This is a genomic window from Tenacibaculum sp. UWU-22, assembly GCF_041021355.1.
Classification (GTDB): Bacteria; Bacteroidota; Bacteroidia; order Flavobacteriales; family Flavobacteriaceae; genus Polaribacter.
The window spans coordinates 311,397-325,310 of sequence record NZ_JBFNGP010000001.1 but is presented as its reverse complement, the minus strand read 5'-3'; the positions used below and the strand labels follow the sequence as shown (position 1 = coordinate 325,310).

9 protein-coding genes and 1 tRNA gene are annotated in these 13,914 nt (G+C 30.6%); 6 read left to right on the top strand and 4 right to left on the bottom strand.

Features of this window, described 5'->3' with window-relative positions:
* Window positions 1–263 precede the first annotated feature (263 nt).
* Complete coding sequence (locus AB2B44_RS01435) at window positions 264–4,097, top strand: TIM-barrel domain-containing protein (RefSeq protein ID WP_369047772.1); 3,834 nt, start codon at window positions 264–266, stop codon at window positions 4,095–4,097.
* Between the two features lie 534 nt (window positions 4,098–4,631).
* On the opposite strand, the gene AB2B44_RS01430 is transcribed toward AB2B44_RS01435, so the two are convergent.
* The 4 genes from AB2B44_RS01430 to AB2B44_RS01415 form a co-directional block, all read right to left on the bottom strand.
* Window positions 4,632–4,706: transfer RNA gene (locus AB2B44_RS01430), tRNA-Pro, on the bottom strand.
* Window positions 4,707–4,819: 113 nt separating this feature from the next.
* Complete coding sequence (locus AB2B44_RS01425) at window positions 4,820–5,878, bottom strand: hypothetical protein (RefSeq protein WP_369047771.1); 1,059 nt, start codon at window positions 5,876–5,878, stop codon at window positions 4,820–4,822.
* A gap of 50 nt (window positions 5,879–5,928) precedes the next feature.
* Window positions 5,929–6,708, bottom strand: a complete 780-nt coding sequence (locus tag AB2B44_RS01420) for a hypothetical protein (RefSeq protein WP_369047770.1) — start codon at window positions 6,706–6,708, stop codon at window positions 5,929–5,931.
* Window positions 6,695–7,255, bottom strand: coding sequence for an RNA polymerase sigma factor (locus tag AB2B44_RS01415; RefSeq protein ID WP_369047769.1), 561 nt, complete (start codon window positions 7,253–7,255; stop codon window positions 6,695–6,697). The genes AB2B44_RS01420 and AB2B44_RS01415 overlap by 14 nt, the downstream gene beginning before the upstream one ends.
* A gap of 179 nt (window positions 7,256–7,434) precedes the next feature.
* Here AB2B44_RS01415 and AB2B44_RS01410 point away from each other — a divergent pair, with 179 nt between their 5' ends.
* The 5 genes from AB2B44_RS01410 to AB2B44_RS01390 all read left to right on the top strand — a co-directional run bounded on the left by AB2B44_RS01410 (window position 7,435) and on the right by AB2B44_RS01390 (window position 13,914).
* Window positions 7,435–7,953: a DinB family protein gene (locus tag AB2B44_RS01410; protein ID WP_369047768.1), complete on the top strand. Its 519-nt coding sequence runs from the start codon at window positions 7,435–7,437 to the stop codon at window positions 7,951–7,953.
* Window positions 7,954–8,001: 48 nt separating this feature from the next.
* Window positions 8,002–9,186, top strand: coding sequence for a class I SAM-dependent methyltransferase (locus AB2B44_RS01405; RefSeq protein ID WP_369047767.1), 1,185 nt, complete (start codon window positions 8,002–8,004; stop codon window positions 9,184–9,186).
* 105 nt (window positions 9,187–9,291) lie between these two features.
* Entirely contained in the window at window positions 9,292–10,083 is a 792-nt protein-coding gene (gene fdhD / locus AB2B44_RS01400; RefSeq protein WP_369047766.1) for a formate dehydrogenase accessory sulfurtransferase FdhD, read from the top strand.
* A complete protein-coding gene (locus AB2B44_RS01395) occupies window positions 10,080–12,374 on the top strand; it encodes an FdhF/YdeP family oxidoreductase (RefSeq protein WP_369047765.1) in 2,295 nt (764 codons plus the stop codon). Before fdhD ends, AB2B44_RS01395 begins: the two co-directional genes overlap by 4 nt.
* Window position 12,375: 1 nt before the next feature.
* Complete coding sequence (locus AB2B44_RS01390; RefSeq protein ID WP_369047764.1) at window positions 12,376–13,914, top strand: hypothetical protein; 1,539 nt, start codon at window positions 12,376–12,378, stop codon at window positions 13,912–13,914.

The following is a 13,914-nucleotide window of genomic DNA, read 5'->3' as shown; positions in this document are numbered from 1 at the left end:
GCTTTTGTGAAAATTTTAACTACCCATGGTAAAACCATCGTAAATAAATGCGTAAATTTGACGCTTATTATTTTTTTTGTAACTCACAGGGCAAACATTAATCATATTGATAATAAAAATTTTAAATAGCAAGTTATCGTTTTTTAACTATAAATATCTTATCCTAGATTACTTCAATAATTTGCTAAAATTTTTTTCCTCAACAATTTTTCAAAATAATTTTTCAAAACACTAACCACAGTATTCAAATTAAAAAAATAATTATGAAGCAAACACTCTACTTTTTAATTTTTTTAATAGCTTTTACCGCTATTGCTCAAGAAAATACGCCATCTTCTATGGCAAAAACAGCAAAAATAGTTTCAGCTAAAAAAATAAATACAACTACTGTACAAATTACATTTTCGAATCAACAAAAAATGTTGTTAGATTTTTATGGTGATAATATTGTTCGATTATTTCAAGATAATTTAGGAGGAAATATGCGTGCACCTGAAGCAAAACCAGAAGCGCAAATATTAGTAGATAATCCAAGAAAACCAGTAACAAAACTTACGGTTTCAGAGAACGAAAAACAAGTTTTAATTAACACAAATGCTATTGAAGTTTCGTTTACCAAAAACACCTCGCTTTTTAATATTATTAATTTAAAAACAAAAGCGGTTGTTGTGGCGCAAACAGAACCAATTGTTTTTGATAAAAATAGCGTTCAACTTGATTTAAAAGAAAACCCAGAAGAATATTTTTATGGAGGAGGCGTGCAAAACGGTCGCTTTTCACATAAAGGTAAAACTATAGCAATAGAAAATCAAAATAGTTGGACAGATGGAGGGGTGGCTTCTCCTGCACCTTTTTACTGGTCAACAGGCGGATATGCTTTTATGTGGTATACCTTTAAAAAAGGAAAATACAGTTTTGGGTCGACTGAAAAAGAAACGGTTAAACTAACACATGATACCAATTATTTAGATGTGTTTTTTATGATTGATAATCAAGCGGTTGATTTACTTAATGATTATTATCAACTTACTGGTAACCCTGTATTATTGCCAAAATTTGGTTTTTATGAAGGGCATTTAAATGCGTACAATCGAGATTATTGGAAAGAGAGTGACAGCGAAAAAGCAGTTCTTTTTGAAGATGGTAAACGTTATAGAGAGAGCCAAAAAGATAATGGAGGTATTAAAGAATCTTTAAACGGTGAAAAAAATAATTATCAGTTTTCTGCACGTGCTGTAATAGATCGCTATAAAAATAATGATATGCCTTTGGGGTGGATTTTACCTAATGATGGTTACGGGGCAGGTTACGGACAAACAGAAACATTAGATGGTAATATTAAAAATCTTAAAGAGTTTGGAGACTATGCACGTAAAAATGGTGTAGAAATAGGGTTGTGGACACAATCAGATTTACACCCTAAAAAAGACGTAAGCGCCTTATTACAACGTGATATTATAAAAGAAGTAGGCGTGGCAGGTGTGCGTGTGCTTAAAACAGATGTAGCATGGGTAGGTAGAGGCTATTCATTTGGTTTAAATGGTATTGCTGATGTAGCAAAAATAACTTCTAAACAAGGTAATGATGCGAGACCTTTTATTATTTCGTTAGATGGTTGGGCAGGTACACAACGTTATGCAGGTATTTGGTCGGGAGATCAAACAGGTGGTGTATGGGAGTATATTCGATTTCACATTCCAACATATATCGGCTCAGGGTTGTCAGGTATACCAAACATTACTTCAGATATGGATGGTATCTTTGGCGGTAGAAAGCCAATCATTAATATACGTGATTTTCAGTGGAAAACCTTTACACCAATGCAGTTAAATATGGATGGATGGGGTGCTAATCCAAAATACCCAACAGCCTTAGGAGAGTCTGCTACTTCTATTAATAGAAATTATTTAAAATTAAAGTCTGAGTTAATACCTTATACATATAGTATTGCAAAACAGGCCGTAACAGGCTTGCCAATTATACGGGCTATGTTTTTAGAAGACCCTAACGACTATACCAAAGGTATAGCAACCCAATATCAATTTATGTATGGTCCAAACTTTTTGGTAGCTCCAATTTATCAAGCAACAAAAAGTGATGATCAAGGAAATGATATTCGTAATAATATTTATTTACCAAAAGGGCAGTGGATAGATTACTTTACCGGGAAAGAGTATGAAGGCGGTCAGATTATTAACGATTTTCCAAGCCCTATATGGAAATTACCTGTTTTTGTAAAAAAGGGAGCTATTATACCAATGGCTAATGCTAGTAATAATGTGTCGCAGATTAATAAAAGTAATCGTATTTACGATGTGTATCCTTATGGTAATTCATCATTTACAGAATATGATGATGATGGTATAACCGAAGCTTATAAAAACGGAGAAGGAATAGCTACTTTAATAGAATCTCAACTTAGTAGTAGCAATAAATTAAAACTTACAGTTCATAAAACAACGGGTAATTATAATGGCTTTGTAAAAAATAAAACTACTGAGTTTCGTATAAATGTAACAAAAAAGCCTAAAAAATTAACCGTTAAAATAAATGGTAAAAAAGTAAAATTAAAAGAAGTACATTCTCTAAGTGATTTTAATAAAAACATTAACGTTTATTTTTATAATAAAAAACCAAACTTTAATCAATTTTCAACTAAGGGAAGCGAATTTGAAAAGGTTGCGATTATAAAAAATCCACAATTTTTAGTAAAAGTTGAAAAAACAGATGTAACCACTCAAAAAGTAGAGTTACAGTTAAAGAAAGTTATATTTGATAACAAATACAACTTTAAACAAACTACAGAGGCACCTAGTAGCCCAACAAACGTAAATATAGCAGAAGAAAATAAAAAACCCTATTCAATACAACCCACTTGGGATAAAGTAAACAATGCTGATTATTACGAAATCAGTTTTGATAATATGCGTTATAGTACTATTAAAGATACTTCGTATGTTTTTGAAAATTTAACTCCAGAAACTTCGTATTCGTTTAAAATTCGTTCGGTAAACAAAAAAGGAAAATCGCCTTGGGTAATGTATAATACAACTACAAGTACCAATCCGTTTAAATATGCGATTCATAAAATTACTGGAGAAGCTAATGTAGAGAGTCAATCTGGTCACGAAATTTCTAAGTTATTTGACTTTGATGAATCTAATTTATGGCATACCATCTGGGGTAAAAAATCGATTCCTTTTAATATAGAGGTTGATTTACACTCCGTTAATCAGTTAGATAAGTTTGAATATGTTCAAAGATCTGGAGGTAGTTCAAATGGTATAATTTTAAAAGGTAAAGTGTATTATAGTACAGATAAAACCGATTGGACTCTAGCAGGTGATTTTGATACCAATGGTCGTAAAGAAAGTATCTTAACCTTTAATTTTGATAAGCATCCTGTTGCACGTTATATAAAAATAGCAGTTTCAAAGGCAGTTAATAATTTTGGTTCAGGAAAAGAATTATATGTATTTAAAGTTCCTGGCACCGAAAGTTTTTATCCTGGTGATATTAATAATGACAAAAATATTGATTCAAATGATTTAACCTCATATACCAACTATATAGGGTTACAAAAAGGAGATTCAGATTTTGAAGGTTATATTACAAAAGGAGATGTTAATAAAAATGGTTATATAGATGCTTATGATGTATCGGTCGTGGCAACTCAATTAGAAGGAGGTGTTAACACCCGTAGAGAAACTCAAAAAGTAAGTGGACAACTTACTTTGAGCACACCTAAAAAACAATATACTAAAGGTGAAATGGTTGAAATTACCGTAAAGGGGGTAAATCTTACAAATGTTAATGCTCTTGGCTTTGCATTGCCTTATGATAATAAAGATTACGAATTTGTTAGTATAAAACCATTACAAATGGAGTATATGGAAAATTTAACCAATAATAGGTTACACACCAATGGCTCACAGGTTTTATATCCTACTTTTGTAAATTTAGGTAATCAATTTTATCTTAAATCGAATGCCGATTTATTTGTAATAAAATTTAAAGCAAAACGAGACCTTACTTTCAATTTACATATCGAAAAAGGAATGCTTGTAGATAGAAAATTAGAAACAGCAACGTTTTAACTGCTGTATAACAACAATTAAAAAAGCCTAATTTGTAAGAAATTAGGCTTTTTTTTATATTCAATTTAAAAATATAGAGTTGTTTTATACAGATTTTTTTGGGGAGGGATAAGGTCTGTTAAAAAAACAAGTTGTAATTTTTAAATAGTTTTATGTATGCCAATTACATAAGAAATACTATACTACTAATAAGAATAAGTTGCTGAAATATTTTGTGTAAGGTTAATAGTATTATGATACTGTTTTTAATATAGTTTGTATACCCTACATGGTTTAATTTTTTTTCAGGTTTGATATAGCATAAAAGATACCAAAATTATCAAATAGGTCGACATTATTTCCCGTAAGGTGTTCTGCTATTGTTACTTAAAGGTAGATATAAAATAATAGTAAATCAAATTTTATAGGAGTTGATCTTTCGACTTTTAAAAAGACGAATTACCATATTTTCAAAACAAAAAAAATGGAAACAAGTAAAATATTAATTTACAGATTTCCATTTAATTTATTTTTTTGTTTATAAAAAAACTAAAGTCGGGGTGGCAGGATTCGAACCTGCGACCTCCTGCTCCCAAAGCAGGCGCGATGACCGGGCTACGCTACACCCCGAAATTCACTTTTGTTATAGTGAACAAGCGACTGCAAATTTAATACTTTTTATGAGATATAAAATATTTATTTGTTTTTAGTTAAAAATAGCATAAAGAAACAATAGCTGTTTTTTAATTTAAATCAAATCGAATACCCATTGAAATATTTCGTATATCTGTATTTTTAAATAAGGGGTTTAAATCGTATTTTGTGTAAAATCCAAAGCCTTTATAAGCAAAAAGAGCACTTAAACCATAGTTTACTGTATTGGTGTTAAAACTGTTTTTTTGCACTTCTTTTATAGCTATGTCTTGTGAGTTTTTGTATTCTAAATATTGGCGAGTTCCTAGTTTAAATCCAAAAAATCCGCCAATAGCAAAACGTATCGATTTATTAGTTCTGTCTACAATTTCACCGTCGCTATACCTTTTGTTTTTAGAAAAATCAAATTCGATATGCATAGGAAATGTCATTTGTACATTACGTAATCTACTTTCGGTAAGTGTTTCAGCATGTTTTGTTAAACTGGTTTGATTACCATTTATAGTGTGATAATAGTTGTTGTCGGGTCTTATATTATTCCATAAAAATGAAATTCCGTATTTAAAATATGTTTTAGATGGTTTTTTTAGTAAGCGTGTTTTATAGGTAAAACCAACTTCGTAAAAATGAGATTGCCAAAACTTATAATCTGAATTGTTTAATGATTCAAATTTATTATTACTCAGCACATTGTTTAGCCCCATTGCAAAAACTATTTGTGAGGTAGTTCGTTTACTTTTTTTTCTCTTTTTTGTTTTTTTATTGGTGTTTGAAACACCTAGTTTGTATTTTTTATCTCCTATGGTAAAAATATTTGTTTCAAAATTGTCGCTACTCTTTATTTTACCGTCTACTTTTTGTTGTACAAGTTCTTGTAATTTTTGTTCTTGAATAGTTACTTGCTTTTCTATTTGCGTAGCATGGTAAGTAGCGGCTTGTTTTTTTAAAGCATCTGCTTGGTTTAGGGTAATTTTGTTATTATTTAATGCAGCATTTATTTCTTTTACTTTTTCTTTTAGCGAGTCTTTTTGTTGTTGTGTAATTTTTGTTATTGTATCTGATATTTTTTTAACTTCTTTTTCAAATGTTTTTTCTTGAGACTGGGCAATAGCAGATATAAACAAGGCTATGAGTAGTATTTTTTTCATTAGGATAATTTTAAATTAATAAATTTTAAAAGTATTTATCGATAAATGGTTTATTTGTTTCGTTCAGCAATTGCCACGGCAATATTTGATATTTTGAGCTTTAGTTTTTGCATAAAATCTTTTCCAAATTCGTCATCGTCAATAGACTTTTCAACTTCTGCTAAAATTGTATTAGGGTCAATATTTAAGTTTGATTTTTTTAATTCATATTTTATTGTTTTTAGTACATCTTCTTGATTTATTTTGTGACGTGCATAATATTCTTTTACTTCTTTAGGGGTATGAGTTACAGCAAATAATAAATCTTGACTATTTACTTTTATACTTGTATTGTGGTTTTCATTTTCTTGAGGAGGCAGGTCAGCAACTAATTTTTCTTTAGTTGAAGATTGATTGCTTATTGTATCTTTAACAACCACTTCTTCTGGGTTTTCTACAACCGATTTAATAATAGGGGTTGTTGTTTTGTTCGGTTGTTTTTTTATGGTCTTTTTTTTATGTCTTTTTTCAACTTTTACAACGGCTTTTTTTTCATTATAAATTAAAGTTTTTGTTTTGGTATTATTTGTTTTTAAGGTGTCTATTTCATTTTTAACCACTACTTCAACAGTAGGGTTATTGTGGTTTGATTTAAAAAAATAAGCTATGCCAAGGCCTAAAAACAATACAAATCCTGCAGCATACCCGATATAAAAAAACCAATTTTTCTTCTTTTTGTTTTGATGGGCATCTAGCTGTGAACTTAATCGATCCCAGGCTGATGATGAAGGCTGTATTTTTCTGTTTTGCAGCTTTTTTGCTATTTGTTTATCAATATTATTTAGTTGCATTTTTTATTTGATTCATTTTGTGATAATTTGTTTGTAACCATTTTCGGGCTTTAAACAATTGCGATTTAGAGGTGTTTTCAGAAATGTTTAATTTTTTAGCAATTTCGGCGTGTTTATATCCTTCAATCGCATATAAGTTAAACACTAATTTATATTTTTCAGGAAGCGTATCTATAAGCTTTTGAATATCTTCTACTGATGTGTTTTCTAAATTTTCTGTAGCGGCATCGTTAAAAATAAATTCTTCATCCGATAAATTAACCAAGCTTTTTTTTCGCAAATAACTTATACAGGTGTTTATCATAATTTTACGAATCCAACCTTCAAAACTTCCTTCATTTTTAAAATTTTCTATATTGATAAAAACCTTTAAAAAACCTTGGAGCATTAAATCTTCAGCATGGTGTAAATCTTTTACATATTGTCTGCAAACACTTAACATGGTTGGAGAAAATTGTTCAAATAATTGCTGTTGAGCCTCTCTATTTTGTGCCGCAGCTTTTTTTATAAGATTGGTTAAATTCGTATTCAGTGAAATAACTTTCAATTTATTTTTTTCTTTTTAAGACCTTACAAATATATAGACTACAAAAACTTAAAAAAGGTTGCCTGTAAAAAACAAAAAAATAAAATAAATCAATATTTAGTGGGGTTGTTTTATTTTTAGAAACCTATTTAAATTAACCTACAAAGTGTTATTTTTGGTGAGTTAACAAAAGAATAGTTATGACTAAACAAAGCTTGCCTTCAAAAGAATATAGTAAAAGTTATGCAGGGTATATTGATAAAATTTCTACGGTAACTGATTTAACAACAGGTTTTCAGAACGATAAAAAAATGATGATTTCTTTTTTTTCTTCTATTCCGAATAACAAGTTAAATTATCGTTATCAACCTGAAAAATGGAGTGTTAAAGAAATTTTACAACATTTAATCGATACCGAGCGTATTTTTATGTATCGTATGTTACGTATTGCCAGAAAAGATACTACCCCTTTGGCAGGTTTTGAGCAAAACGGTTATATAATTCCGTCAGAAGCCAATGATAAAACAATTGAAACGTTGTTACATGAATTTTCAGTTACAAGGTTGTATTCTATTAATTTAATTAATAGTATTTCTGATGAAAACATGAAAAATATGGGGGTTGCAAGCGGACATTCTGTTTCGGCAAGAGCTTGTGCGTTTATTATTCTTGGGCATAATTTATGGCATACAGATGTAATTAAACAATATTATTTGTAATCTATCTAAACCTTGCTATAAACTGTTAATCAATTCTAACTATTATTTTTGAATTCTACTATTTTACATAAAGAGGTACAAGATTTTATTAATCAAAATTTAAAATCAGATGTTAATAAACTAATACTAAAAGGAAGTCCTTTTAAAAACATAACTATTCAGGAATTAGCAAACCAAATTATTGCAAAACAAAAATCAGAAAAAAAATTACCCACTTGGTTTGCAACTAAAAATATTTATTATCCACCAAAAATAAGTATTGAACAAACTTCTTCTGAAATAACAGCTAATTATAAAGCAACACTTGTAAAGAGTGAATCAATTGTTGATATTACTGGCGGTTTCGGTGTTGATTGTTTTGCTTTTTCAAAAAAAAATAAAAAAGTAGTTTATTGCGAAATTAATGAAGACCTTTCAAAAATAGTTTCTTACAATTACCAACAATTAAGGGTTTCGAATATTAAAATAATTACAGATAATGGGTTGCTGTTTTTGAAAAATACTTTAGAAAAATTTGATTGTATTTATGTAGACCCATCAAGAAGAAATCAAACGAAAGGCAAGGTGTTTTTGTTAAACGATTGTGAGCCAAATATTCCAAAAAATTTAGATTTTTTATTTACAAAAACCGATACCATTTTAATTAAAAGCTCACCTATTTTAGATATAACTTCGGCTATTAATGAGTTGCAATTTGTAAAAACTATCTACATTGTTGCGGTACATAATGAGGTAAAAGAATTGTTGTTTTTATTAGAAAAAAATAATCAAAAAAACAGTGAAATAAAAACAATCAATATTCTAAAAAAAGGGAGTCAGGTATTTGATTTTAACCTAAATAGTGAGGGTGTGGCTACTTATTCAGCCCCGTTAACGTATGTTTACGAGCCTAATGCAGCGATTTTAAAATCTGGAGGATTTAATCAGGTTAGCCAACAACTAAATGTGTATAAGCTACATATCCATTCACACTTATATACTTCTGAAAATTTGATTACAGATTTTCCGGGTAGAATATTTCAAATTAATAAAGTAATTAAATACAATAAAAAGCAGTTGCTAAAAGAAATACCTAATAAAAAAGCAAATATTACCACACGAAATTTTCCAAAAACGGTGGCGCAAATTAGAAAAGAAACCAAATTAAAAGAGGGCGGCGATATTTATGTTTTTTTTACCACCCTTATAGATGATGCGTTAGTTGCTATTATTTGCCAACAAATTTATTCTTGATATTTTAAAAATAACTCAGGTTTCGGTAAATACAATAAACATAAAACATATTTGTTTTTTTAACTGCTTTACTAGCTACCATATTTTTTAGTAAGTTTGTTAGATATGCATACGACTTATCAAGCCATAAAAAATACTGCTAAAACATCACTACAAATTGATGATTTACTTGTTGTTGAAGCTCCTTTGCAAATTAATATTAATAACGAGCCTTATACTGTGGTAATGCGTACTCCAGGTAATGATAAAAAACTTATCAGGGGCTTATTATATGCTGAAGATATATACAAGCAACAAGAGCCTGTAAATATGAATATTATAAAAATAGAAAATAAATTTTCTTTAATTATAAATGTAACTATTCCAAAAGAAAAGTTAGGCGGCGGTTACCTTAATAAACGCACATTATTGTCAGTTTCTTCGTGCGGAATTTGTGGTAAAAAAGAGTTGTCAAATGTTAAGGTTAAAGGAAACCCGCTACAAGCAAAACAAACTCAATCGATTAATATAATTTCTTCAATGTTTATTAAAATGACTGAGAAGCAATTTTTATTTAAAAATACAGGAGGTAGCCATGCTTGCGCTATTTTTAATGAAAAGCAAGAGTTGTTAACTCTTAAAGAAGATATTGGTAGGCACAATGCTGTAGATAAATGTATTGGTGATTTGCTACATGCCCATAACCTGAAAAAAGCGAATTATATGTTGGTAAGTGGTAGAGTTTCGTACGAAATTGTTACAAAAGCTTTTTTAGCCAAAATACCTATTATTATTGCGGTTTCTGCTTGCTCTAGTTTAGCTGTAGATTTTGCAAAAGAATTTGGTTTATGCCTTATCGGTTTTAGCCGAAATAATAAAATGACTATTTATTCAAACCCTCAATATGTTAATTTATGAGTAATCAAAAAACAAACGAACAACCTCCTGAAAAGCTAACAGGTATTAAGTTTACTCAAGTTCCTAAAAAAGCGGTAGGCACCAAAGCGATAAAATCGGCACTAAAGCATGTGTTTACTGAGGCTGGTATTGTAAAAGGGATTAAATTACTTAAAAATGTAAACCAGTTTAAAGGGTTTGACTGTCCTGGGTGTGCGTGGCCCGATCCAGATGAAAAACGCGCTTTTTTAGCTGAATATTGTGAAAATGGAGCTAAAGCTGTTGCAGAAGAAGGTAGCAAAAACAAGGTTTCTCCATTGTTTTTTGCAACTCATTCAGTAGAACAACTATCGCAGTGGTCTGATTACGAAATTGGTAAAAGTGGACGAATTACTCACCCCATGTTTTTAAGAGAAGGAAGTTCGCATTATGAAGAAATTTCGTGGGAAGATGCTTTTAAATTGATAGGAACAAGCTTAAATAAGCTGCCCTCACCTGATGATGCTATTTTTTACACTTCAGGAAGAACGAGTAATGAGGCAGCCTTTTTATACCAACTTTTTGTGCGTCAGTTTGGTACAAACAATTTGCCAGACTGTTCTAATATGTGTCACGAAAGTAGCGGTAGTGCTCTTTCAGAAACTTTAGGTATTGGTAAAGGGTCGGTTACTTTAGATGATTTTAGCCATGCCGATTTGGTAATTGTTATGGGGCAAAACCCAGGCACAAATCATCCTAGAATGCTTACTGCTTTAAAAGAAACCAAAAAAAATGGAGGGAAAATCATGACTATTAATCCCTTGCCAGAAGTTGGTTTGATGAATTATATCGATCCTCAAAATCCGTTAAAATGGTTTGGTGCAGGTCAAGATTTAACCGATTTGTTTTTACAAGTAAAGATAAACGGAGATGTAGCTCTGCTAAAAATAATTTTAAAATTGATGAAAGAACGTGAAAAAGAGCAACCTAATACGGTTTTCAATCATCAATTTATCAAAGAAAAAACACATGGGTTTGATGATTTTATAGCAAATTTAGAAACCTATACTATAGCAGAATTACTTCCACAAACAGGTTTGTCTTTAGAAGAAATTAAAAAAGCGACCGAATTAATTATTGCGAATAATAAAATTATTGTTTGTTGGGCAATGGGCTTAACACAACATAAAAATGCGGTAGATAATATTCGTGAAGTAGTTAATTTACTTTTGTTAAAGGGAAGTATTGGAAAAAAAGGAGCTGGTACTTGCCCCGTTCGTGGGCATTCGAATGTGCAAGGCGATCGTACAATGGGTATTTGGGAAAGACCTAAAGCAGCTTTTTTAGATGCTTTAGAAATGGCGTTTTCATTTAAAGCACCTCGTAAACATGGGTACGACGTAGTAACGGCTATTGAAGCAATGCACAAAGAAGCAGGTAAAGTTTTTGTGGCGTTAGGAGGTAATTTTATTTCAGCAACTCCAGATACTGAATTTACAGCACAAGCACTACGCAACTGTAGTTTAACCGTGCAAATTTCAACAAAACTAAACAGAAGTCATTTAATACATGGCAAACAAGCTTTAATTTTACCTTGTCTAGGGCGTTCTGAAAAAGATGTGCAAACTTCAGGAGAGCAATTTGTATCTATAGAAAATTCAATGGGGGTGGTACAGCAATCAAGAGGGTATTTATCACCTAGTTCTTCTCATTTATTAAGCGAGCCTGTAATTATAGCTAAAATGGCAGCTGCTACATTAAAACAAACCAAAGTAAAATGGTTAGAATTGGTATCTAACTACAACTTTATTCGTGATAAAATTGAAGCTACAATTTCGGGTTTTGATAATTATAACGAAAAAATACGCCAAAAAGGAGGTTTTTATTTACCTAATACAGCCAGAGCTAATAATTTTACGCCTACCCATACAGGAAAAGCAAATTTTACAAATAATAAACCTTCAGATATTGAGCTTGAAGATAATCAGTTAATGTTAATGACTATTCGAACACACGACCAGTATAATACTACCATTTACGGTTTAAACGATCGGTATCGAGGTGTTTTAAATGAGCGCAGAGTTTTGTTCATGAATCTTCAGGATATGAAAAAACAACAACTTAAAAAATTAGATAAGGTAAATTTAATAAGTCATTTTAATAAAGAAAAAAGAGTTGCTAAAGGTTTTTTGGTGGTACCATATGATATTCCACAACAATGTACGGCTACGTATTTTCCTGAAGCAAATGTATTGGTTCCTATAAAAAGTAAAGCTAGAATTAGCAATACACCAGCTTCTAAAACTGTAGTTATAACTGTAGAAAAAGTGTAAAATGAAAAAGTTTTTTTTAGTTTTTTTTAGTATAGTAAATATTTCATTTTTATACTCGCAACAAACCCAATTAATTCCTGAAAAATTACATCAAAACGGATTTGCTCAATTAGATTATTTATCGATTAAAATGAAAAATAATTCTAATAGATTAGAACCAAACATGGGGCTAGCTGGTATGCATTACAATTTACAGTTTAATAACTTTTATTCAGGGGTTGGTATTTACGGTAGTGTTAGAGGAGAGCGTGGAGGTTTTTTTACTTTAGGTATAAATGCAGGATATCAATTTCATTTTTCTGATAATTTTTATACTGATGTAGGATTTCATTTTGGTGGTGGCGGAGGTGCAAGCGCACCTGATGGTGGCGGAGCTTTTATTTTACCTCATGCTAATTTAGCATATCGTTTTAAACACGTTTCTTTATTAGCAGGGTGGAGTTATATAAACTTTTTTGACGGTGGAGACATTAAAAATCATCAAATAAATGTAGCACTTCGTATTCCGTTATCGTTCGATTTTACTCTTTTTAATAAACGAGAAAGTAAATTTAGTATAGCTGCATTAAAAACATCAAAATGGAACCAAATTGTCAGCCAGTTATCTTTTTTAGTGCATTTAAATAATTTAGATGTAAAAGGTAACTCGCAATTTACTAATGGCGAGCAAATTAATGGAAAAATAATTGGATTGTCAGGTTTTGAAATAGGTTCGTATTTAAATAAAAATGTTTTTGCTTATGTAAGGGTAGACGGTGCTTATAAAGGAATTCAGGCAGGGTATATGGATGCTTTTATTGGTGGAGGATATCAATTTTGGATGAATAGAAACCGCACAAACATACTTGCAAAATTTGCTCTTGGAGCAAGTGGTGGTGGGGGTGTAGATACCAAAGGAGGGTTTTTAGTGTATCCAGATATTTCTTTAGAACAAAAAATAGCAACTAACCTCTTTATTGCTGCTAATGTAGGGTATATTGCACAACCTAGTGGTGATTTTAGAGCGCTAAATTATGGTGGTGGATTAAAATATTACATTGATAAAGACGGCATTTTTTCAAAACAAAATACATTTTCTAAAGCTAAATTTAAAGGACTTGAAACAATTGTAAAAGAAGATTTTTATTTAAATGCTAAGCGGGTTACAGGTATTAAAAAAGATATGTACCAAATTTCATTACAATTAAACTTTTTCTTTAATAAATATATTTATGGTGCCGCGCAAACATCGTTTGCTAATTTTGGTGATGCAGGAGCTTATGCTGAGGGTATTGTAGGTATTGGGGTAGAAACTAATACATTTTTTAACAAAACCACTTCTATTTTTACACAAGTTCTTGGTGGGGCTGCAGGTGGTGGTGGAATGCGAACAGGCGAAGGTTTAATTGTAAAACCAAGCTTAGGTGTTAATTATAAAATTAGTCCGAATTTAAAACTAAGAGGTGCGCTAGGCTATGTAAAAGCTAGAGGTGATGGGTTAAGTAATACGTTTGTAAATTTTGGATTGAATTACAACCTTTCCTTTTTAAGTGTTAAATAA